Source organism: Candidatus Dependentiae bacterium, from assembly GCA_040878395.1.
In the GTDB taxonomy this organism is placed as follows: Bacteria; Babelota; Babeliae; order Babelales; family Vermiphilaceae; genus JAKBEL01.
On sequence record JBBDMI010000016.1, the window covers coordinates 37,579 to 59,670 of the forward strand.

25 protein-coding genes are annotated in these 22,092 nt (G+C 35.1%); 13 read left to right on the top strand and 12 right to left on the bottom strand.

Translation table 11 applies throughout. From position 1 onward, the window contains the following. Positions 1-462: 462 nt before the first annotated feature. The 3 genes from WD055_06380 to WD055_06390 all read right to left on the bottom strand — a co-directional run bounded on the left by WD055_06380 (position 463) and on the right by WD055_06390 (position 3,413). Positions 463-759, bottom strand: a complete 297-nt coding sequence (locus tag WD055_06380; protein MEX0849830.1) for a hypothetical protein — start codon at positions 757-759, stop codon at positions 463-465. 230 nt (positions 760-989) lie between these two features. After that, on the bottom strand, positions 990-1,736 hold the full coding sequence (locus tag WD055_06385) for a TlyA family RNA methyltransferase (protein ID MEX0849831.1): 747 nt from the start codon (positions 1,734-1,736) through the stop codon (positions 990-992). A 24-nt stretch (positions 1,737-1,760) separates the two neighbouring features. Continuing rightward, entirely contained in the window at positions 1,761-3,413 is a 1,653-nt protein-coding gene (locus WD055_06390; GenBank protein MEX0849832.1) for a trypsin-like peptidase domain-containing protein, read from the bottom strand. 180 nt (positions 3,414-3,593) lie between these two features. Here WD055_06390 and WD055_06395 point away from each other — a divergent pair, with 180 nt between their 5' ends. From WD055_06395 to WD055_06430, 8 genes are all read left to right on the top strand, one after another. Beyond that, positions 3,594-4,919, top strand: a complete 1,326-nt coding sequence (locus tag WD055_06395) for a glycine--tRNA ligase (protein ID MEX0849833.1) — start codon at positions 3,594-3,596, stop codon at positions 4,917-4,919. Between the two features lie 15 nt (positions 4,920-4,934). Continuing rightward, positions 4,935-5,525, top strand: coding sequence for a VTT domain-containing protein (locus WD055_06400; protein MEX0849834.1), 591 nt, complete (start codon positions 4,935-4,937; stop codon positions 5,523-5,525). Positions 5,526-5,564: 39 nt separating this feature from the next. Then, complete coding sequence (locus WD055_06405; protein MEX0849835.1) at positions 5,565-6,917, top strand: potassium transporter TrkG; 1,353 nt, start codon at positions 5,565-5,567, stop codon at positions 6,915-6,917. 61 nt (positions 6,918-6,978) lie between these two features. Beyond that, entirely contained in the window at positions 6,979-7,620 is a 642-nt protein-coding gene (locus WD055_06410) for a TrkA family potassium uptake protein (GenBank protein MEX0849836.1), read from the top strand. Between the two features lie 478 nt (positions 7,621-8,098). Further along, positions 8,099-8,470: a hypothetical protein gene (locus tag WD055_06415; GenBank protein ID MEX0849837.1), complete on the top strand. Its 372-nt coding sequence runs from the start codon at positions 8,099-8,101 to the stop codon at positions 8,468-8,470. After that, positions 8,467-8,772 (top strand): hypothetical protein, encoded by a 306-nt coding sequence (locus tag WD055_06420; GenBank protein MEX0849838.1) that lies wholly within the window; start codon positions 8,467-8,469, stop codon positions 8,770-8,772. Before WD055_06415 ends, WD055_06420 begins: the two co-directional genes overlap by 4 nt. A gap of 31 nt (positions 8,773-8,803) precedes the next feature. After that, positions 8,804-9,142, top strand: coding sequence for a hypothetical protein (locus WD055_06425; protein ID MEX0849839.1), 339 nt, complete (start codon positions 8,804-8,806; stop codon positions 9,140-9,142). A gap of 42 nt (positions 9,143-9,184) precedes the next feature. Further along, on the top strand, positions 9,185-9,469 hold the full coding sequence (locus tag WD055_06430) for a hypothetical protein (GenBank protein ID MEX0849840.1): 285 nt from the start codon (positions 9,185-9,187) through the stop codon (positions 9,467-9,469). A gap of 72 nt (positions 9,470-9,541) precedes the next feature. Here WD055_06430 and WD055_06435 read toward each other — a convergent pair whose 3' ends face one another. The 4 genes from WD055_06435 to mutS all read right to left on the bottom strand — a co-directional run bounded on the left by WD055_06435 (position 9,542) and on the right by mutS (position 14,028). Next, positions 9,542-10,069, bottom strand: coding sequence for a hypothetical protein (locus WD055_06435; GenBank protein ID MEX0849841.1), 528 nt, complete (start codon positions 10,067-10,069; stop codon positions 9,542-9,544). Between the two features lie 132 nt (positions 10,070-10,201). After that, entirely contained in the window at positions 10,202-10,528 is a 327-nt protein-coding gene (gene rplU / locus WD055_06440) for a 50S ribosomal protein L21 (protein MEX0849842.1), read from the bottom strand. Positions 10,529-10,764: 236 nt separating this feature from the next. Then, on the bottom strand, positions 10,765-11,286 hold the full coding sequence (locus tag WD055_06445) for a dCTP deaminase (protein ID MEX0849843.1): 522 nt from the start codon (positions 11,284-11,286) through the stop codon (positions 10,765-10,767). Positions 11,287-11,400: 114 nt separating this feature from the next. After that, positions 11,401-14,028 (bottom strand): DNA mismatch repair protein MutS, encoded by a 2,628-nt coding sequence (mutS, locus tag WD055_06450; protein ID MEX0849844.1) that lies wholly within the window; start codon positions 14,026-14,028, stop codon positions 11,401-11,403. A gap of 173 nt (positions 14,029-14,201) precedes the next feature. Between mutS and WD055_06455 the strand changes: the two genes are divergently transcribed. Continuing rightward, positions 14,202-14,912: a hypothetical protein gene (locus tag WD055_06455; GenBank protein MEX0849845.1), complete on the top strand. Its 711-nt coding sequence runs from the start codon at positions 14,202-14,204 to the stop codon at positions 14,910-14,912. 198 nt (positions 14,913-15,110) lie between these two features. Here WD055_06455 and WD055_06460 read toward each other — a convergent pair whose 3' ends face one another. The 3 genes from WD055_06460 to dtd all read right to left on the bottom strand — a co-directional run bounded on the left by WD055_06460 (position 15,111) and on the right by dtd (position 17,506). Continuing rightward, positions 15,111-16,061 carry a hypothetical protein gene (locus tag WD055_06460; protein ID MEX0849846.1) on the bottom strand — a complete coding sequence of 317 codons (951 nt, stop codon included), beginning with the start codon at positions 16,059-16,061 and terminating at the stop codon, positions 15,111-15,113. 10 nt (positions 16,062-16,071) lie between these two features. After that, complete coding sequence (locus WD055_06465) at positions 16,072-16,941, bottom strand: hypothetical protein (protein ID MEX0849847.1); 870 nt, start codon at positions 16,939-16,941, stop codon at positions 16,072-16,074. A gap of 115 nt (positions 16,942-17,056) precedes the next feature. Beyond that, the gene (dtd, locus tag WD055_06470; GenBank protein ID MEX0849848.1) at positions 17,057-17,506 is read right to left on the bottom strand and encodes a D-aminoacyl-tRNA deacylase; all 450 of its coding nucleotides are present in this window, start codon (positions 17,504-17,506) and stop codon (positions 17,057-17,059) included. 155 nt (positions 17,507-17,661) lie between these two features. Here dtd and pgsA point away from each other — a divergent pair, with 155 nt between their 5' ends. The 3 genes from pgsA (at position 17,662) to WD055_06485 (ending at position 19,462) form a co-directional block, all read left to right on the top strand. Further along, positions 17,662-18,267 (top strand): CDP-diacylglycerol--glycerol-3-phosphate 3-phosphatidyltransferase, encoded by a 606-nt coding sequence (pgsA, locus tag WD055_06475; protein MEX0849849.1) that lies wholly within the window; start codon positions 17,662-17,664, stop codon positions 18,265-18,267. A 77-nt stretch (positions 18,268-18,344) separates the two neighbouring features. Then, positions 18,345-18,620 (top strand): hypothetical protein, encoded by a 276-nt coding sequence (locus tag WD055_06480; protein ID MEX0849850.1) that lies wholly within the window; start codon positions 18,345-18,347, stop codon positions 18,618-18,620. Beyond that, positions 18,617-19,462 (top strand): restriction endonuclease, encoded by an 846-nt coding sequence (locus WD055_06485; protein MEX0849851.1) that lies wholly within the window; start codon positions 18,617-18,619, stop codon positions 19,460-19,462. Before WD055_06480 ends, WD055_06485 begins: the two co-directional genes overlap by 4 nt. Here WD055_06485 and WD055_06490 read toward each other — a convergent pair. After that, positions 19,459-20,178, bottom strand: a complete 720-nt coding sequence (locus WD055_06490) for a sulfite exporter TauE/SafE family protein (GenBank protein ID MEX0849852.1) — start codon at positions 20,176-20,178, stop codon at positions 19,459-19,461. The two genes, WD055_06485 and WD055_06490, sit on opposite strands and share 4 nt — an antisense overlap. Before the next feature lie 91 nt (positions 20,179-20,269). Here WD055_06490 and WD055_06495 point away from each other — a divergent pair, with 91 nt between their 5' ends. Beyond that, the gene (locus tag WD055_06495) at positions 20,270-21,367 is read left to right on the top strand and encodes an FtsW/RodA/SpoVE family cell cycle protein (protein ID MEX0849853.1); all 1,098 of its coding nucleotides are present in this window, start codon (positions 20,270-20,272) and stop codon (positions 21,365-21,367) included. Here the strand turns inward: WD055_06495 and WD055_06500 are convergent. Beyond that, positions 21,342-22,092, bottom strand: a 751-nt coding sequence (locus WD055_06500) for a WD40 repeat domain-containing protein (GenBank protein MEX0849854.1), incomplete at its 5' end; no start/stop codon positions are given. The genes WD055_06495 and WD055_06500 overlap by 26 nt on opposite strands.

A 22,092-nucleotide genomic window follows, 5' to 3' on the forward strand; every position in this document is an offset into this window, starting at 1 on the left:
CATTCAAAAAATCCTATAGTACCGGCCGTGTCCGGCGAAGCTTGTCCTTCGATACGCCCATTCAGGCTACTAGGATAAAATGCATCCATCCTTCATTAAAACTACGAAGGACGGTAAGCGTAGACGGACACTCTATCCAATTGAGCTACGGGCGCATATCACATAATTATTAATTTTTACTAATGATGTTACAGAAAATACTCATAATGTCTAGACTTTACTTCATTCAAAAAATCCTATAGTACCGGCCGTGTCCGGCGAAGCTTGTCCTTCGATACACCCATTCAGGCTACTAAGATAAAATGCATCCATCCTTCATTAAAACTACGAAGGATAGCAAGCGTAGACGGACACTCTATCCAATTGAGCTACGGGCGCATATCGCATAAATTAGTATTATAAATAGTACAGATTTCGCCTATATTGTCCAGTTTTTATCTGCACATATAAATATATTTAATTTTATTCATTGTCGTTAGTTGATGGAATATTTTTTAATTCCTTTAAACCAATTATCTGTCCATGTTTTGTATTTATCAAAACTGCAGCACTACTTTCAAATACACCTTTTAATCTGCCGCATTTCCATTCATCTCCTACTCGAACAGCAACTACCTCTTCTAGATCGGTATTTACGTTAAATGCGGTCAATCTTTTCACCAAAGGCGAAGGAAGTTTATCGCCAACTTTAGGCACATCATCCGCACAATAGACAATAAAATTGCTGCACAAAACCAGAAACAACATTACATAACGCATAAAACTTCCTTTTTTTTAAATAATCAAAATGTAAATACACTATAGTGTAAATAACTTCTTTATCTGTTGCAAACATTGACTGGCAAGTAAACGAACCTCAATTTTAAATTATTTATTTACAAACTGAAATTCATTTTGATAGTATGGATATGAAGAGGTTAGAACTCAACACAAGCTCCCCTATAACTCCGTTCATGAGCGTATCATGAATGAGTTGGTTGGCGCTCAGATTAATCTGAGCGCCGCCTTTTTTTAAAAGCAGCTAAAAATTCTTTATTTCCTTCAGTTCCTAAAATCGGCGATTCGGTAACACCAATCAATTCATAACCATATTGCATAATCCCATCAGTTACCTTTTCAATCACTTGATCATGCACTTTTTGATCTTTAATAATACCACCCTTGCCCACTTGATGTTTTTCAGCCTCAAATTGCGGTTTAATCAAAGTAACGAGTAATCCATCAACTTTAAGCAGTTGATCAATGGCGTCCATCACTTTTAAGATTGAGATAAATGATAAATCCAAGGTAATTAAATCAATCGGCACACCAATGGTCTCAGGAGTGATATAACGCAAATTAGTACGCTCCATAACATGTACCCGTTCATTTTGTCTGATTTTTTCATGCACTTGCCCATGACCAACATCAACACCAAAAATCTCTTTTGCTCCACGTTGCAACAAGCAATCTGTGAATCCACCGGTGGAAAGTCCCGCATCCAAAACAACCAAACCGGCTACATCAATATTAAAATGATCTAATGCTTTTTCCAGTTTAAATCCGGCACGACCTACAAATTTAGGCTCTTCAACTGAAAGGTCAAGCTGTACATCAGGTCTCACTTGCGTCCCTGCTTTATCAACTATTTTATCGTCAACCATCACTTTACGTTGCATAATCCAACTTTGAATCTGCCGACGACTATATTGCGGATATTTCTCTTGGATTAATTGATCAAGTCGTATTTTTTTCATTCTGTTCTCAATGATGTTTTTATTTTATAATGATACATTCTGTATTTGTGCAGCTAACCCACGTTTTTTTAATATTTCTTGCGCGGTTGATGTAATTGGATAATGATAATCACGTGATAGCTGTTGCTCTTGTGCAACAAGAATATCCATTGGCAACACAACAAATACATTATCAGTTGTCATAGTTAAATTATCTGAAACCAATAACGTCAAAAATTTACTGCTTGCATGATCTTTGAGGACTTTACGTAAATCTTGCAACGTATGCACTTCTTCTCCGTTAACTTCATTGAGTGTAGCACCCATTGTTACGCTACGTGTTTTGAACAGTTCAGACGTTGGAAAAATATGAGTAATTAATAATACCGGATGCTTTTGATTTTTCATTTCTGCATAACGAGCCAGCCCTTGAATGCTTTTTCTCATGCCTTGAATATGATTAGCCGTTAATTGCATGACCACCATGCCACCAAAAATTTCGTAATCTACCGTTTCATATCCCGGATAAATTTTATGAATAGAAGGCAGTTCTGCTTGGCTAAATTTCACCGAAAGCTCCTTGCGCTGTCCATTGCGATAAATGGTCAACTTCACATCCTCACCAATTGCCAATCGTGAAACGTAATCAATAATGGAGATTTTGTCTTCTGACCATGGCACATTCATTTCACCATACACATCAAGTCGATGCCCATTAATTTCATAAATCATATCGCCACGTTGCACACCGGCATTATAAAGGGTACTATTTTTGACCACTTCAACCACATAACAACCACCCGGTTGCGGATTGCCCAAATATTCAGTCAAACTTTCGCTCGCATTATTGAACAAGACGCCCAAAAACGGTTTACGTAACAGTTTAATTTTATACAAATCGGGTAAAATTATTTTTGCATCATTAATTGGAATGATGTAACCAATATTTTGTGCTTCAGTCACTCCCGCAGAATTAATACCCACAACTTCACCGTTAATATTAACCAGTGGCCCACCTGAATTACCCGGATTGATTGGTGCACTCATCTGAATATAATGATGTTCGCGACCACTAATAACGCCGGTCGTACTTTTAACTGATTGTTGCCCTAACGGATAGCCAAGTGCTAAAACTTCATCGGATCGGAATACTAAATCTGAATCGCCAAGTGGAAGATAGGGAATGCGCCCTAATGCATTGCGAATAACCTTTATATCTTCAGGAATCACACGAATTAACGCAATATCTCGTTCAGGACTCACCCCGACAACTTCTACTTGAATAATTCGCTTACCCAATGATGGGATTTGAATCCACAACGATTTTGCTTGGTCTACAACATGGGCATTGGTTAATAAATCGCCCTGTTCATTAATAAAAAAAGCAGACCCGGTTGAAGAATATTGCGCAGGTGTTTTATATGGTTGCAAAAGATCGGTTTCAGAAATCTGTGCAAACACTTGCACCACCGTATCTTTTACTTGTTGTTGAATCGGACGCCATACTTCACTTTTGGCTACAATCTTTTCAATTATTTGTTTACCTCCACTAGCATGCTGTACTTGTGGTGCTGTTTGTAACGATGTTACCGTACGCTTTAAATCATATAGATTATAAAAAAGCAAACTAATTACACAAAAAACGACAAAGGATATACCCGCCAAAACGGTGGTGATCAATGATTTACCAATATTCATTATGTTCCTTACAGGAAATACTTTACACTGCTATATTAAAAAAACAAAAGTCTCTATTTTTATTTTAGAGAAAATAAAAATAAAAACCAGGACAGCTCTGAAGATCATTTGCAAATCAAGCAATAATCAATTATTCTTAAACAAGCTAAAATAGTAATAAAACATGGCTTTTTCAGGAGTATGATTTTGAAAGAAACGCCAAAGAATCTCGTAACGCTTGATACCCTTGTTGCTTTATGCAAACGTCGTGGTTTTATTTTCCAAACTGCTGAAATTTACGGTGGCCTAAATGGGTTTTATGACTTTGGTCATTTAGGAACCTTATTAAAAGAAAACATAAGACAAGCATGGCGGAATTCATTATTTAATGACAAAGGTGAAATTGTCTTCCTTGAAGGATCTATCGTGGGTCCTGAGGCAATGTGGGTCGCATCCGGCCATGTTCAAAACTTTCATGATCCAATGGTCGATTGTGTGGAATGCAAACATCGTTATCGTGCTGATCATATAGATCTTGAAAAATCATGTCCAAATTGTGGCAAAAAAAAATGGACCGAAGTTCGCACCTTCAATATGATGTTCAAAACAAATATCGGTGCATCTGAGGCGCATAGCAACATCGGTTATCTACGTCCTGAAACAGCTCAATCAATCTTTGTAAACTTCAAAAATGTACTTTCAACCGCTCGAGTAAAACTCCCATTTGGCATTGCACAAATCGGTAAAGCATTTCGTAATGAAATCACACCCAAACAGTTTTTATTCAGAATGCGTGAATTTGAACAGATGGAAATAGAATGGTTCTGCGAAGCTGATGATGCCAATCAAATGTTTGAATTTTGGCGAGACAAACGTTTACAATTCTATACTGAGTTAGGCATAAATAAAGACAAACTTCGTCTACATAAACATGAAAAAGAAGAACTTGCACATTATTCCACACAAACTGATGATATTGAGTATAATTTTCCTTTTGGCTGGAAAGAACTGGAAGGCATCGCACATCGTGGAAATTTTGATTTAACACAACATACACAACATTCAGGCAAAGATCTGGCTGTATTTAATGAACAGACTAAAACATCTGTCATCCCTGACGTTATCGAATGCTCAGTAGGAACTGATCGTTTATTACTCACTATTCTATTTGATAGTTATCGTGAAGACACCGTTGGCGGTGAAGCGCGCACCTATTTTGCATTTAAACCTTCAATCGCTCCTATCAAAGCTGCGTTTTTCCCCTTGAGTAAAAAGCTGGAAGAATCTGCGCGTACTGTTTTTAATGAAATAAGAAAAACAATACCAAACATTCAATTTGATGTTTCAGGCTCTATTGGTAAACGGTATCGTCGACAAGATGAAATAGGTACACCCCTATGCTTTACTTATGATTTTGATAGTGAAGAAACGCAAACAATAACTGTCCGCGATCGCAATACAACTGAACAAGAACGCATTGCAATTGACCAGATATTGCCCTATATTCAAAAAATATTAGCTTCATAATCGAGATGGATTTCTATGTTTAAATCATGGTATAAATGGATGGGCTCTCGAGTACATTCAAAATTTGCTGATATTATTTTGGTAATTCTTTTTTATTTTGAAGCTCTTATTTTTATTATTCCGACAGACCCTATGTTGATTATTTATTGTATCGAGCGTAGAGATCGTGCCTATTGGTATGCATTTCTAGCTACAGTTGGATCGGTTCTTGGTGGCATGACCGGCTATGCAATAGGTTATTATATTTGGCAATATTACGGACAAAGCATTATTCACAACCCATTTGTGAATGTAATACTAAAACCATCAGATTTTTATTATTTATGTGATCTATACAAAGAGCATGAATATTTGGCAATATTCATTGCCGGATTCACACCGGTACCTTATAAAGCTGCAACTTTTACTGCCGGCTTTTGTCAATTAGCTTTTATGCCTTTTGTACTATGCTCATTTATTGCACGCGGTGCACGTTTTTTAATTTATGCCGTGGTTATCTCTATATGGGGAGAACAAATAAAAAAATATATTGACCGCTACTTTGGTCTCCTTGTACTCTTGATCATAGTATTAATTTCCGGCTCAATATGGCTTTGTAGAAATTAATGTGTCAAAATTATAGGTCATGATTATAATAGGTGATATATGCCCCCATCAAAACAGTTAGCGCGGTTTTCTCCCGGTCGTATTATTTTATTTTCTGTATTTTTTACCATACTTTCAGGAACTTTAGCTTTAGCACTACCCATTGCACGCACAAAACCGATTAATTTCATTGATCTACTGTTCACAGCGACTTCATCTGCGTGCGTTACTGGATTTTTTACCATACCTCTTGAAAACTTTACGCCATTTGGCCACACAATTCTTATGATTTTGATGCAAATCGGTGGTATTGGACTTATTACTTTAACCATTTTTTTACTTTCAATATTTGTAAATTTCGGATTTGCTCATCAAGTTATGGCCGGTCAATTGTTAGAATTTGAATCATGGAAACATGTAAAAAAACTTATTATCTTTATCACCTCTTTTACTATTTTGATAGAAGCTTTAGGAGCTGCATGTATATATCCTCTTGTATATAGTTTATATCCACAAGAAAATGTATTATTCCTTTCTATATTCCATTCAATTTCATCATTTTGTAATGCTGGCATTTCTTTGTTTCCTGAAAGTTTAGAACTTTTTAATGCAAACTATCCCCTACTTCTTATCACTGCAATTTTAATGATTATTGGCGGTTTAGGCTTTATTACATGGCGTGAAATCATGTACTATATTAAATCCTTCAATCGTAAAAAACGATATACTTTTTCATTACATAGCAAAATTGTACTCTATGGTACATGTGGCATGCTCACCTTAGCAACCATCGTTTTTTTAGTATTGGAATATGACAACAGTTTTGCTCAAATGAGTTATGTTCAACGTTTAATGAATGCATTTTTTCAAGCAGCATCATTTCGTAGTGGCGGCTATACTACAATGCCATTGAGCATGCTTGCATTACCCACATTATTTATATCTCTTTTTATCATGTTTGTTGGGGCTTCGCCCGGTTCTACCGGAAGTGGTGTAAAAATTACTACTATTACTATATTTTTAGCTACTATAAAGGCAGCAGTAACTGATAGAACTGCCGTAGAAATTCGTGGCAGAAGATTACCTGAAGACCAAGTCTATAAAGCAATTGCAATTGTAGCACTCGGAATAACATGGATCTGTATGACCACATTATTCTTACTCATTACCGAAACCGGTTGGGGATTCCTTGAAGTTTTAATTGAAGCAGTTTCTGCATTTGCAAATGTTGGCATTTCAATGGGACTCACTTCAGATCTCACCTATATCGGCAAACTGTTTATCATGTTAAGTATGATTATCGGCCGTGTTGGTTCACTCACGCTAATATTAGCATTGCGCCAAATGGCACTTAAACGAACACCTGAAATAAAAGGATTCACTTATCCTGAAGAACGTGTAATGCTTGGTTAATTAAAAAATTTAAACTACCGGCTTTGCGCATGAGGCTCTGTCGGATACATAGGATGAAATTATGAAATTTTGTGTCATTGGCCTTGGACGTTTGGGTTATCAAGTTGCAGTAACATTAGCTGAAAATGGCATGGAAGTTATGGCGGTCGATAGCAATGAAAGCATTGTGGCCTCTATTCGTGATAAAGTTACTCAAGCAATTTGCATGCGCGTAACTGATGAAGCTTCAATGCGATCAGTCGGAATTGATGAAATGGATGTCGTTATTGTCGCTATGGGTGAAAACTTTGCACAATCAATTTTAATGAGCGCACTCCTTAAAAAGAAACTTGAAATAAAAAAAGTAATCGCACGTGCTATCAACGATATCCACAAAGAAGTGTTGCAGCTGGTTGGCGCCGATCAAATAATATTACCTGAAAAACAGATCGGTATTCGTTTAGCTGATCGATTAAGTATGCCATTTATGGAGCTTATTCGTTTGACCAAAAATTTTTCAATCAGTCATGTAAAAGCACCAAAAGGATTAATCGGTAAAAATGTTTCTGATGCTGAATTTTTCAAAAATTGGAATGTACGTTGTATCGGTGTCAAACAGGAAGATGAGATTATCCCCATTGGACCTGAATACATTATTAGTGAAGGTGAAACTCTGATTGTTTCCGGCCCTAATGATGCATTGGAGAAATTAGCTAAGCTATGAAAAAAACTGTAAGCTTTTTCATAGCTTACAGTTTTAAACTGAATTATGTAACGCGAGTTCGAAAATAGAAAATACCTGAAATAAAGCAACATTGCGCTCAGAGCGAATCCTGAATAACAAATTGCTTTTTGTCATCCCAGGCTTGAACTGGGATGACATTCTTGCTGTGAGATATAATGAGATATAGATACATATTTGGGTGAAATTGATGACTATTTCATACTTATTCAGTTATCGAATTCATGTTATGTTAAACAATTTCCTAAAGCTATTGTCACCTGAATTATTTTCAAAAATGGCAAAAAAAATAAAAAATTTTCCTTCCCTGTAAAACACCTTAAAATTCGATGTTTATTACGCGCTCCCCCCCCCTTTTTTTTCATAAAAACATTGCGCTTTAAGCTTTAAATTGCTATTATGAAATTAGGTATAAAATATAAATCATGTAAATCATTTTGAAGAAATACAAGGAGAAACAATGAAGAAAATAATAATGTTTTCATTATTAGTTGCTATATCAGGCCAATTATATGCCGCAGATAAACAGGAACAAAAAAGCTCTGAAAAGATACTCAAAGTATTCTTAGATGATCCTGATCGTAAAGGCCATAAGGAGTGGCAAATATTACTCGATGATAAAGTATTAGATGAGCTTGATCGTAGAGGTTATAATGAGTGGCAAATAATGAGAGCACTTATAAAAGAAATCGCTGAAGATCTACCAGAAGAGCAACGCGACGATTTTATTGAGCTAACGACAGAAGAGAGTAATAAACTTGAAGCTGAAACAGCCGATATGAATGATGAAGAAAAAGAACAGTATCTAATAAAAATTAAGGAGAAACAATGAAGAAAATGATAATGTTTTCATTATTAGTTGCTATATCAGGCCAATTATATGCCGCAGATAAACAGGAACAAAAAAGCTCTGAAAAGATACTCAAAGTATTAGATGATCTTGATCGTAAAGGTTATAATGAGTGGCAAATAATAAGAGCACTTATAAAAGAAATCGCTGAAGATCTACCAGAAGAGCAACGCGACGATTTTATTGAGCTAACGACAGAAGAGAGTAATAAACTTGAAGCTGAAACAGCCGATATGAATGATGAAGAAAAAGAACAGTATCTAATAAAAATTGTCGAAGACTAAGAAAATTAGAAACTATATCGAAGGACAAAACATGAAGAATATCACTCTATTAGCCTTATTTTGCTCATTAGGCATTATTACTCAAATCAGTGCTATGGACAAACCATCTGATACTGCATATTGGAATGCATGGGCTTCTACTCCTTTAAAGTTATGTAAAGGTAAAGAGTATATAGAATGTCTCCAAGCCCGTGTAATAATAGCTAAATCAGGTGACGAAGAAAGAAAAGAAACTGTAAAAGCAAAATTACTTGAAAATGAAAATAATCCGGCCTTCCAAAAATCGGCATTAAGAAATCCGGATGCACCTATTGATCCTAAAAAAATTGCTGTGCTTATGATGGCTTTAAAAACAGCACAAAAAAAATGAATTCAAATTGAGTAGTATTAATCTTTAAAAAAAGGAATAATTATGAAGAAAATACTCATGTTAGCATTTTTACTTAGCCCTATGGCAATGTTTGGTTCAGAAAATGAAGATCTGCCGGAAGTAATTACGATAAACCCTGTAAGGAGAATTCCAAGAAAAATTCTTCGTAAGGAAGGTTTAGTATCACCCTACGCACGCTATGCAGAGTTAGAAATATCTACACCGGAAAATACAACATATAAAATATATGCTAGTTCTAAAGACATAGAAACTTTGAGAGAAACACATGGAGCTGAAAACGTAAAAGTAATAGCTCTATATGACTAAGTATATTGACTAACAAAAAACCTCGCATTTGATTGCGAGGTTTTTTGTTATCCGAATAGCTAATACAAAAAATTATACACTATGACTCAATATCCATTTATAACCATCTTGACTCAACAGCAAAGCAGCAACTAAATAACTAAAACCCTTTGCCATATTCTGGTTACGGTTTTCTTTGGTATCAAAACATTTTTTGAAATTTTTAGCTGATTTATATCCAAGAAAACCAAGAAGTGCAATCCTACCAAATGAATTATTCAAAAGCAACACCGCAGCACCTGCACTAAATCCGGCTTGTTGTAATGCTTGAGAAAACTCACTTTTTGCCCATTTTTCAGCTTTTGATTCAGTTGAATTTTCATTTACATTCGACAACAAAGGTGTCTCTGCCATAGCATTCAATTCCTCAACGGCTAATTGCTCCAATGAATCTAACGCTGGTGCATTTACAACCGTAGATGCATTTGATTGCTCAACACTGCTTAAACTTGCAGTCGGTTGATTCTCCTGTGACACATCTGGAGATGGAGTATCCCCATTATCTGCATATACACACATAGATAACAACAAACTAAATAACAGATATTTTTTTACAACCACAATACATCATCCTTTTATTATAATGCGTTTAACAATCTAATTAATTGCAAAGGCATTATATAACAAAAACAAAAAAAAAAGAAACGTATTTTACAACGTTTCTTTTTTTAAATTTTATATATCAAGAATCAATTAAACTGATTCAAAACGTATAACCGTTTTTGGTTGACGATGACCCTTTTTAACGCGTACTTTTTTACGACGTTTGAACCTAAAGATGATCACTTTTGGGTCTTTTGTCTGTTTGATAATCGAAGCCTTGATTGTTTTTTCAAGGTGTGGACGACCGAATTCAAATGAATCAGTTCCATTTTTATAAAACAAAACTTCATTGAATTCAAGCATATCACCTGGTTCGCCATCGATTTTTTCGATAGCTAAGGTTTTACCTTCAACGGCTTGATACTGTTTGCCACCTGTGGCAAATATCGCGAATTTTTCTGGCATTTGAGCTTTCATGCACATTCCTAATTGAATAGACTACATTTATAACTTAATTTTTGGGATTTTTTTTAGGTATATAGATAGTTTAGCATATATATCCATTTGGTCCAGCTTATTTAGCATAAATTAAGCTTAATGGCTTCTCGTAACTAATCATAGTAAATATATTCAGTTTGCTAATTATTTATTTTTATATGATAGCAGTAACATTTACACATAGAGATACTAAAAAAACATGTAAAGCAAATAATTTAAAACTCCTGCCAAAGCTTACTGGCTTGGATATCATCTGCATCTTTGTATTTATTTTTTTCAGGAAATAAAGTTTTTGCCCCTTGCACGGTCATAAAAAATATTTGGCAAACAGCAACATCAGGATAAATCACCAATGGCTGCACACAACTCAATTCTAATGTCCAAAAACCACTTGAGCCTATATTGCCAAATCCGGCAGTTATATGCACATATAATCCCAATCGACCAATTGATGAACGCCCTTCCAGCATTGGTGCATATACATTTGTTGCAGTCCATTCTTTAGATCGCCCCAAATAGATTTTACCCGGTTGCATCTCAAAGCCAGCTTGGGGAATTTGAATGCGCTCAGTGTTATTATCTTTTTTCATATCCAATGTACGATCTTTATATACCAACAGTTCATTATGCAAATGTAAATCATAACTGTTTGACCCTAAGTGCGATGCATTAAATGGGTTAATTTCAATATCACCTCTATCTAATGCTTTTTTTATTTCATCTGCTGAAAGTATCATGTCTTTATCCTCTTCATTTTGAATTAAGTAATTATACTTTAGCAAATTTAGAATATTCAAGGTAAGATTTGATATGAGTAATTAATAATAAAGAATTTGTTGATACAATATCTATCATCCCTTCATCTGCCACAATAAATCAAATGCTTTTTTAGGAGACAGTTCATCAAAGTTAATATCTTGCATCGTTTTGGCAAATGAAGCTAATTGTTTATTCTGCTCTTGTAATTGATTATACGCATTTTTTAAAGAATCAAATTCAGTTTTTAATCGCACATAAGAATCTGTAATATCATTATCTGCATTGCCACCAATATGTTGCGCCAGTTGTTCTTCTTTTATTTTGAGCAGTTGCAACAGTTCTTGAGAACGATCGATCACCTCTTTTGGTAATTGCGCAAGTTTTGCAACCTGTACGCCAAAACTACCATCAGCAACACCACGTTTTATTTTATATAAAAAGGTAATCCCATTTACTGTTTTTTTGCTTGCTGCATGATAACTTACAATGCCGGGAAATATTGTCTCCAATTGAGTCAGTTCATGATAATGCGTTGCGAAAATGCAACGTGCTTGCACTTTTTTATAGATATATTCAATAACCGATTGTGCAATGGCAAGTCCATCGAATGTACTGGTGCCACGGCCAACTTCATCTAAAATAACCAAACTTCGATCAGTCGCTTGCGTGCAAATAGTTGCAGTCTCTTCCATTTCAACTAAAAAGGTACTTTTACCTTCAGTTAAATGATCACCTGAACCGATACGAGTAAATACACGATCCAATAAGCTCAAACTTGCACTATCAGCCGGAACAAATGAACCGATTTGCGCCATAATACAAATATGTGCAACTTGACGCAGGTAGGTTGATTTACCACCCATGTTCGGACCGGTAATAATCCATAACGATTGATTATCATCAAGTAATGTATCATTTGGAATAAAAGGATTTTGTGAAGTTGTTTGCACAACGGCATGTCGTCCGGCTTCAATAGCAATAGTACGATGGTCATTAAATGTCGGTTGTATAAAATCATAATCTGATGCTGCACATGAAAAACCGAATAGTGCATCTAAATGAGCCAATGCATGAGCTAACTTACGCAATGGATTAATTTTGCATTCTACTTCAGATTTTATCCGTTCGAAAATCTCTTTTTCAACAGTGCCAATGTTCCGCTTTGCCTCATTGATCTCAACCTGCAACCGTTGCAGCTCAACCGTAACATAGCGTTCTTTACCAACCAATGTTTGATGACGGACATAATGCTCCGGAACTGCATGCAAATTTGCTTTGGTCACTTCAATATAATAACCTTGTACACTGGTATATCTGATTTTAAGTGATGAAATACCGGTTTGGGCAATTTCACGTTGTTCAAGTTCCAACAGTTTATCATTGCTATGCTCAACTAATCCACGTAGATGATCTAAGTTTTGATCAAATTGTGGTTTAATCAACCAATCTTTATCACGATCGTCATGTATAGATGCTTGTAACAGTTGATGCAATGCAGCAAAATCAATAATGTACGACATGATTACTTGTAATAAAACATCGCTCTCATACGCTTGTAATAATTGGGTAATCTTAGGCAAAACTTCAAGCGCATTTTTCAATGCAAGAAAATCATGTAACTGTGCACGCCGTAATGCAATACGCCCAATTACCCGCTCAACATCACCAATCTCTTTTAGGTACGGCGCTAATTGTTCAACTAATGCTGTTTGTTTACAAAAAAGCGCAATTACTTTTTGTCGTTGTTCAATCTGCTCAAGCTTTGTCAATGGACGTGTAATCCATTTTTTTATCATGCGTGAACCCATTGGTGTAATTGCTTTGTCCAGCACACTAAACAACGTACCTTTCTTTGATCCATCATGATTATTTTTTATCAGTTCTAAATTGCGTTGTGTTGCCGCATCAAGCACCAAAAAATCATCCGCATCATAACATTGAACTGCATTAAATTGCGAAAGCGCTTGATTATTGTTTTTATGCAAATATGTATAAAATGAGTGCATGGCAGATTTGAGTGAATAACGCTCAGTTAACACCTTTTGTGTTTTTTTATGTAACTGCTTTTCAACCCAACCATCAAACTCTTTTTTGCCATCAATATCATCTCGATTATGCTCAAGTGAAGTGAAATAACCAAGTTTTTTGAAATATGATATAAATGATTTACCCGATGCAGTATGCGGTAAAATAATTTCATCCGGCATAAAACGCGCAATTTCCGCTTCTAATTTTTTACTATCATCTGCAGGAATCACGGTTCCGAACAGTTGCGCCGTTAAAATTTCACCAAATAACAAACCCCATGAATCTTGCATGGGAAAGAATGAACATAAATATGAAGCTGATTTTGCATCTAACAGCTGCGTGTCAGTTAAAGTCCCAGGTGTTAATACTTGCGTTACTCCACGCTCAACCACCTTGCCGGGAGTTGCTTCTTCCAATTGATCACAAATAGCAACTTTAAAACCGCCACGCACCAATTTAATAAGATAATGTTGCAATGCATGCAACGGAACACCACATAATGGAATCGGCTCACCATTCAGATTACCACGTTTAGTTAACGCAATACCCAAATATGCTGCAGCTTTTTTTGCATCATCAAAGAATAGCTCATAAAAATCACCCACTTGAAAAAGGAGTAACATATCAGGATAATTTTCACGAATATCGAAATATTGCTCCATCAAAGGAGTTAATTTTTTTGGTTTTGCCATAGAGATATATTCGAGTACATAATGTTTATAATGCGCAATCAACTAACTAAAAGTATACGTATAAATCAAAAAAGTGCCATTATTTATCATCCTGAACATCCCATATATATATATACTCTTTACAAGAGGCATAAGTTATGCAATAACATTAACAATATAAAAAGGAGATTAATATGAACATGCTTTCTTTTTGCTTGTTGCTTATCTTTTATACAATCTCACTCTATGGTGCTGATCAACCTCCCAAATTTACTGTTGAATGTAATCATCCAACTCAACATATCAAAAAATTAACTCCCGGACTTGTTCATATATGGAAAAAAACGTGCGCTGCAATCTGCAGTGACCAATGGGATGAATTCAATACTCTCTTATCACCTTTAGTGATCAACAAAGTACACACTACTACCGATAATTCAAAAAATATTAATACCTATCAAACCTTAATTGAATATGCATTGGCCCTTGGAACAACTGCAAACCGAAATCAAATGATACACAAAATATGCGGACTCAATCTTTTCACACAAAGCACCTATACTGTTATTATTCAAAAAAAAACAATAATCAAAGATGGTAAGCATATACATCCAAGCCTTTCCAGAATACACCAAACTCCCATATACTACGCTATTCAAAAAGGGAATATTCCAGCATTTCAAGCATTATGGGATCGCGATAACAGCATAATGTTGCCGTGGGAAAAAGGAAAAAAATTATATAAACGTTCCGATGGCACAACAAAAGAAGTTTCTGATATTGAAATGATCTCAATTGCAGAATTTATAGAAAAAAGAATATCATTTGAAAAAGATAAAACTAATGCTCAAACTTTAAATAAAATGCTCGCATACACAGCTCAATCAAGTTGCATTATACAATAAAAATGGCCTCCCAACAGGAGACCATTTTTAAAATCATTATTAATGAATCCTTCGATACAATTTTACTTCGTAAAATCACTCAGGATGAAAAGAGGAATGAGAAGACAAGAGAGAATATGCAACTATTATAAAGATACTTTTCTGAAATCACACAGTCTTTTTGTGAAAAAAGTAAAAAATAATTTTGCGTAAGGTGAATTAATTATCATTTTCATCCTGTATTTTCTGCTCTAACAAAGCAAACTGCCCTAATGAACTATTTAATTCTAAACTAAACTGCTCAATAGTATCGAACATCTGACAAATAGTAAGCACACGCTCTTCCTCTTTTTGTTGCATTACATAAAGCTGTTCTGCATCATATAATTTTTGTGCAACTGCATTGATTCGTGCAAATAAGAAATCCGCAATCCATACATTACCTTGTATATCAGTTAATTTCAAATTCAATGCTGTAACTTTATACCGTAAGTATGCAATTACCTGTTCAAGTTGCCCTACTATGTTATTATGCAAACCAACAAGCATATTAACATACCTATCTGCTTGAATTTTGCTAATAACATGCTTCCCTTGTTTAAGAAAATCTATATCAGTTTTAACTGTCTTTATTTCTTCATAAATTCGAGGCAACATCGTTTTGTCTTTCACAAACCATTGAATCGTTTGATCATAAAAAACTTTAGACTTTATAGTACTATATATAAAGCCAAACGCTGTATTACAAGCAAATCCGGTCGCAAATCCTAAAATGGTGCTTCCCCATCCTTCTTTTTTGTCTGTCACAAACTCAGCAAGGTTTTTATCTTTAAACAAGTCGGGAAATTTACTTATTACAATCTGCAGTACCGCCTTATTTTCTAATGTTTGTTCTTGTATTTTATTTAAGTGTACACCGGTTGTAAAAGTTATATCTTTGAATAATAAGCAACATGCAGCAAGCATTGTTACACCGACAGCGCCTTTGGCGACACATCTTACCCATGCATTTGTGTTAATCTCTTTGTTAATCTGCGCACAATTCATATCAATATGGCCTTTTTGTGCAAAGGCCACTTGAACAGTTGAGCCAATAGGTATATCATCAAATCCAACCATGGTAAGATTACATACCAAACTTCCAATTAATGCTAATTTCATTTTCATCATAAACAAATTCCTATTTTAAAACATCAAAAAAATGTGTTGGTGGCATAAACGCTTGTTGCCCAAAACTACTAAAATCTTGATACTCTGTTTGTAAAGCTGATCCCCCATCTATTATTCTACGTAATTGCTTGAACAATACGAGAATATTACTCGCTATTTTTTGTATGTGTATTTCGTCAAATTTCTGTATATCTATACAGTGTTGACACACCTTAATAACATGTCTCAATGAACGAACCAATGCATCAACCATAAAACAAATATGATCTGTTGTATTATCAATTGCATGCGTACTTAATATCCCTTTTTTATTTTTCTCAATCTGTTTCACACGATAGTATTGCTGATGTGCAAGCAAAAAACCAACAATATAATAAAGCAAGTCCTGTACATACTGACGCTGAAAATCCCAATGCTCTTGAAAAACAGCTTCTTCATTATTTGGCAATCGTTGCTCACACAAAGTAATCATGCTCTGCTCAAACATCTGCTCACACATAATCAACTGATCCACATCAAAGCCCTCAGGTATGTGTAGCTTCTTCTTTAACCAAGAACTACTCAATTTATACATTCGTGCTAATAATTCCGGCAATTTAAAACTCAACGACTGCACCCCCATCAAAGTTACTTTAACCACAGCAGCAATAGTTCCCACAAAAATAGTCGCCCGAAAAATATCCATGGGATCTTCCAATAGTTCTTTCAATTCATGCGAATGTGCCAAAAGATGTTTTATTAATTGTGCTGCACCAAAAATATCAGTAACTTGTAACGAAGTATAGGGAGGGCGGCGATATTCCGAACTTGCCAATTCATCGCCACGTGTATATGCCAAAGAACTCAAAAGCATACAACTTGCTGCAATTATCCACCTCACGAAACTCCTCCTGAATTTCAAGTTAGAATCTTCATTATACTGGCATAGAGCAAAAATCACAAATGCTCTACATAAAGAAATATTATTTAAATATACAATTTGAATTTTTTTAAATCTAAATACTTTTATGCGAATCAATTAAAATAGTCACCGGCCCTGAATTAATCAACGCAACATCCATATCTGCTTGAAAAATACCGGTTTCAACTTTCACATATTCAGACTGAAATTCTACAACGAATTGCTGATAAAAATTTTTAGCTTCATCCGGCTTCATTGCTTGAATAAATGAAGGCCTATTGCCTTTTTTAACATCACCATAGAGAGTAAACTGCGAAACCAATAATATTTCACCCTCAACATCAGTAATTGATCGATTCATATTGCCATCCAGATCTTCAAATATTCGTAGTTTTACTATTTTATTAATGAGATATGCCCTATCGGCAACTGTATCATTATGTGCTATACCAATAAAAACCAATAAACCTTTGTCTATACCTGCTACAGCTTCATTATTAACCGTAACCGACGCCTTTTTTACTCGTTGAATTATCGCTCGCATACTTTATCCTTTATTAAATGCTTTAACTATAAAAGAGCGCTTAGTATCTCTTTTTGATCAAAAATTGCAATCTTAAAAAAACAAAAATGAACAATTTCTTGCAAATATCGACCTAATGCTTAAACTTATATAATCTATTAAGGATCAAAAACTCTATGCAAAAACAACTGTTTTCAACCGCAACCATATTCACTCTCATAAGATTAATAACCTCACCACTCGTTTTGCCTTTATTATTGGTCTACTTTTTACCCTACAACAATCTTATTATCAATTCAGTATTGGCATTTCTATTTGTTGCATTAAGCTTTACCGATTTCTTGGATGGGTATTTTGCACGCAAATATAATGAAACAAGTCGTGTAGGCGCAGCTCTTGATCATATTGCTGATAAATTTTTAACCACTTCTACCCTCATTGCATTACTTACAGTACATAAAATATATTTCTTTTGGGTTATTATTTTTATCGGGCGAGATCTATTTATCATGGGATTACGTTTGATTGCATTAGAACATGGTTTTTCAGTCCCCGTTGGTTATATTGGCAAACTAAAAACCGCATCTATAATGGCATTAATTACCTGGATAATCCTAAACCCCTATCAAAAAACTACAAACTCAACTGAGCATATATGGCAACAAATTGAGCTTATTTTGCTTACAATAAGCATAGCGCTTACGCTTTTATCCGCATATGGCTATGTACGTATTTTTATACAAAAATTCATACAACAAGAGTTAATTGAAAAAAAACATTAACAAAACACCTTTAAATTGCTCAACTGTTTACTCGCCTCTTTTTTTGCTTGTATAATAAATAAAAAAAGGAAACGATTATGAAATGCTATACTCATCAACTCGCCTTTGCCGCAGCAGCTACAACAGCAACTTTTTATGCAATTGGTGCTTTATTAGTTAAAATTTTTCCTATTCAAATGATTCAATTATGGGCGCCACTTTGTTATTTACGCACAGCAGATCTATTTTTACCCTTTATAGGCGTACCGCTGGCCGGTTTTGTAAGTGGCATTATTCAAAGTTTTTTATACACCTACCTTTACGCATGGCTATTAGGATCAGTATACAACAAACTTATGCCTAACGACTCATGACACATTTTATAAAAAAAGTATCGGGACAAAAAGAAGCTTTTAATGAGCAAAAAATCATTCGCTCATTACAACAAATAGGTGCCGATGATAACACAATCTATTTAGTCATGGATAAGATCAAGCAACAATATCCTAACATTAAAAACACACAACAAATTTTTGCCATTGCTCTTGGTAAACTCAAAGAGATACATATTGGCATGGCATCTCGTTATAATCTGAAAAAAGCATTATTGGGTCTTGGACCTGCCGGTTATTCATTTGAACAGTTTATCGGTACTATTTTTCAGGCTCAAGGATATAAAGTAACAACTAACATTACGGCACAAGGCTTTTGTGTAACGCATGAACTTGACGTAGTTGCAAGCAAAGGTGAAAATCACTTTATGATTGAATGCAAATTTCACAATAAACAACGCTATAAATCTAGCATCAAAATCCCATTATATGTCAAAGCACGCTTTGAAGATATAAAAAAAGCATTAGATAAAGGCTTCTATGACGATACCCATACAATACATAAAGCCTGGGTTGCTACCAACACCAATTTTTCTGCTGATGCAATAAGTTATGCTCAATGTGTCGGCATGCATTTATTAAGCTGGAATTTCCCAATACATAAAAGCATAAAAGATCTCATCGCTCAATATAAACTTTATCCCATCACAACACTGGTAAATTTAACAAACAAACAAAAAAAACTGTTTTTAAAGCACGGACTCGTGTTATGTCGTGATGTCGAACAAAACAAAAATTTATTAAAATCATTAGGTTATTCATCTGATGAAATTAATAAACTCATCAAAGAAGCTCAACAAACCTGCACGCTTGACGCGGCTTAATGCGTCATCCATATACTCACACCAACCAATGCTAAAGCGAATGAAACAAAGAGGCGGAAATAATGTTGCGGAATATAAAGCAGTACCTGCCTACCGATCAAAAATCCAAAAATTAATGACGGTAATCCAACAATCAACAATTGGCCTATTTGAGTCAAATTAACATCAAATGAATATAGATACACCGATAAACGTGTAACATCAACTGCCAAAGCAATCAATCCACCCGTTGCAATGAACATCTCTTTTGGTAAATTATATAAACTTAAAAAAAATGATCGAATTGCTCCACCCATACCGATTAAACCGGCAAAAATACCTGACAATGATCCGCCCAAAAATGCAATTGATGGATTATAAGGCAAATGCATCTGAGGTCTGTATAAAACAAAAACAGGATAAACTATCAAAAATAGCCCCATACCTTTTTTAAGCATTGGTATAGGCAGATGGCCAATAAAATGCGCAGCAATAAAGCTAAACAAAATACCACCACTCATAAATAAAAAACTGATACGATTAAATGCACCTTTGAAAGCAATAACTTTATACAAGCTCACTAACAGGTGCAAAATACCAACGCATAACAAAGCAACTTGAAATGGCATATACAATGACAAAATAGCCAAACTTATAGTAGAAAAACCAAAACCGGCAACAACTGAAGCTACACTTGCGCAAAAAATAATACCTGCATAAACAACAAATAATAACATGTCCTATTTCTCCTTTTTTTATAGCTTGCAACAATGCAATAAACATTGCTACCTTTAGACAAAAATAACAGACGCATAAAGGTTATACCACATGCTTTCATTGAAGCGAAATTTCACACTACATTTTGATTGGATCAGCTTCTGCATTACCATTTCACTCGGATTAATTGGACTATTTTTTGTCATGAGTGCAACCTATATGCCCGAACAACCATATTCAATTTTTTTCAAAAAACAGTTATTGGGCCTACTTTCAGGTTTACTCATTTATGCATTGGCTGTTACATGCGATTATCGCACATTAATGCGTTATGGGTATTTTGCCTATTTTACCGTAATTGCATTATTACTATTTACCATCATAAAAGGCAGTATCGGCATGGGTGCGCAACGATGGATTAACCTTGGATTTGTAAAGTTACAACCATCGGAACTTTGCAAGCTCTTATTGCCCGCATTTATCAGCTACTATTTTTATACACATCACGATAAACACAAAACATTTCAAGATTTCGCACCTATTATCACCATGCTTTTTATTACCGTTATTTTGGTACTCAAGCAACCGGATTTGGGAACCGCTATTTTAATTTTATTATCAGGAATCATTCTATTATTGCATGCAGGATTTAAAAAAAAATGGATGATATCTTTTTTACTTTTAGCTCTTGTTTCCGCCCCACTTTCTTGGCGCATGTTAAAACCATATCAAAAAAAACGGGTTCTGGTCTTTTTAGGTGAAGGAGAAGCACACAAAGAGCGATATCAAATTGAACAATCAAAAATCGCTATCGGCTCAGGTGGTCTTTTCGGCAAAGGATATCGCAAAGGCACACAAAACATTTTTCAATTCTTGCCCGAAAGCCGCACCGATTTTATTTTTGCTGTAATCGCAGAAGAATGGGGCTTTTTTGGAGCAATAGGCATGCTATTACTTTACCTTGTGCTTTTTCTGCGTTTATTATCCCAGACCAGCTTAATTGATGATGCAAACATTCAATTGTTAGCTTTGGGCCTCATAATTCATATTATTTTATCGACGTATATTAATATTTTTATGGTTCTTGGATTGCTACCTATTGTAGGAATCCCATTGCCACTCATGAGCTATGGCCTGAGTAATTTATGGGTAGTGCTCGCAAGCTTGGGCTGGTTTAGTGGTATTATGATGCACCGTCCCTTACGATAAATTCAATAATAAATTGAATAGTTGAACTATTTTTTTCACTGAATAAACGTTTATCTTTGAGCAATGCAAATGTTGCACATTGAGCATATCTATCAATAATCTTTTGATCATCTTCTGTCGGCTGATAAGCTGTTTTTTCCTGCCAAGATATACGTGCTTTATCAAGTAATTGAATAAGCTCATAAGGACATTGCTTTAACCACTTTTTATAATTTTGCCACCGCACTGTTTTATCATATGATGCTGATACAATCTGTTTGCCATCCGGACTGAATGTTACTGATCTCACATCACTAGTATGACCTTCTAAAGTATGTAAACAGTCACCGGTGTCAGCATCCCATATGCGCATGGTTCTATCATCTGATGCTGATAGAATCTGTTTACCATCCGGGCTAAATACTGCTGAACTAACATACTCATCATGACCTTGTAATGTATACAGACATGCACCGGTATCAGTATCCCACATGCGTACTGTTCTATCATCTGATGCTGATACAATCTGTTTGCCATCCGGACTGAATGCTACTGAATTCACATCACTAGTATGACCTTCTAAAGTATGTAAACAGTCACCTGTTTGAGCATTCCATATGCGCATGGTTCTATCATCTGATGCTGATAGAATCTGTTTACCATCCGGACTAAATACTGCTGAACTAACATCATGACCTTCTAAAGTATGTAAACAGTCACCTGTTTGAGCATTCCATATGCGCATG

Bases quoted from the DNA above. Each gene is read 5' to 3' on its own strand.
- WD055_06380 (MEX0849830.1), bottom strand. From the start codon at position 759: ATGCGTTATGTAATGTTGTTTCTGGTTTTGTGCAGCAATTTTATTGTC.
- WD055_06385 (MEX0849831.1), bottom strand. From the start codon at position 1,736: ATGAAAAAAATACGACTTGATCAATTAATCCAAGAGAAATATCCGCAA.
- WD055_06390 (MEX0849832.1), bottom strand. From the start codon at position 3,413: ATGAATATTGGTAAATCATTGATCACCACCGTTTTGGCGGGTATATCC.
- WD055_06395 (MEX0849833.1), top strand. From the start codon at position 3,594: ATGATTTTGAAAGAAACGCCAAAGAATCTCGTAACGCTTGATACCCTT.
- WD055_06400 (MEX0849834.1), top strand. From the start codon at position 4,935: ATGTTTAAATCATGGTATAAATGGATGGGCTCTCGAGTACATTCAAAA.
- WD055_06405 (MEX0849835.1), top strand. From the start codon at position 5,565: ATGCCCCCATCAAAACAGTTAGCGCGGTTTTCTCCCGGTCGTATTATT.
- WD055_06410 (MEX0849836.1), top strand. From the start codon at position 6,979: ATGAAATTTTGTGTCATTGGCCTTGGACGTTTGGGTTATCAAGTTGCA.
- WD055_06415 (MEX0849837.1), top strand. From the start codon at position 8,099: ATGAAGAAAATAATAATGTTTTCATTATTAGTTGCTATATCAGGCCAA.
- WD055_06420 (MEX0849838.1), top strand. From the start codon at position 8,467: ATGAAGAAAATGATAATGTTTTCATTATTAGTTGCTATATCAGGCCAA.
- WD055_06425 (MEX0849839.1), top strand. From the start codon at position 8,804: ATGAAGAATATCACTCTATTAGCCTTATTTTGCTCATTAGGCATTATT.
- WD055_06430 (MEX0849840.1), top strand. From the start codon at position 9,185: ATGAAGAAAATACTCATGTTAGCATTTTTACTTAGCCCTATGGCAATG.
- rplU (MEX0849842.1), bottom strand. From the start codon at position 10,528: ATGAAAGCTCAAATGCCAGAAAAATTCGCGATATTTGCCACAGGTGGC.
- WD055_06445 (MEX0849843.1), bottom strand. From the start codon at position 11,286: ATGATACTTTCAGCAGATGAAATAAAAAAAGCATTAGATAGAGGTGAT.
- mutS (MEX0849844.1), bottom strand. From the start codon at position 14,028: ATGGCAAAACCAAAAAAATTAACTCCTTTGATGGAGCAATATTTCGAT.
- WD055_06455 (MEX0849845.1), top strand. From the start codon at position 14,202: ATGAACATGCTTTCTTTTTGCTTGTTGCTTATCTTTTATACAATCTCA.
- WD055_06460 (MEX0849846.1), bottom strand. From the start codon at position 16,061: ATGATGAAAATGAAATTAGCATTAATTGGAAGTTTGGTATGTAATCTT.
- dtd (MEX0849848.1), bottom strand. From the start codon at position 17,506: ATGCGAGCGATAATTCAACGAGTAAAAAAGGCGTCGGTTACGGTTAAT.
- pgsA (MEX0849849.1), top strand. From the start codon at position 17,662: ATGCAAAAACAACTGTTTTCAACCGCAACCATATTCACTCTCATAAGA.
- WD055_06480 (MEX0849850.1), top strand. From the start codon at position 18,345: ATGAAATGCTATACTCATCAACTCGCCTTTGCCGCAGCAGCTACAACA.
- WD055_06485 (MEX0849851.1), top strand. From the start codon at position 18,617: ATGACACATTTTATAAAAAAAGTATCGGGACAAAAAGAAGCTTTTAAT.
- WD055_06490 (MEX0849852.1), bottom strand. From the start codon at position 20,178: ATGTTATTATTTGTTGTTTATGCAGGTATTATTTTTTGCGCAAGTGTA.
- WD055_06495 (MEX0849853.1), top strand. From the start codon at position 20,270: ATGCTTTCATTGAAGCGAAATTTCACACTACATTTTGATTGGATCAGC.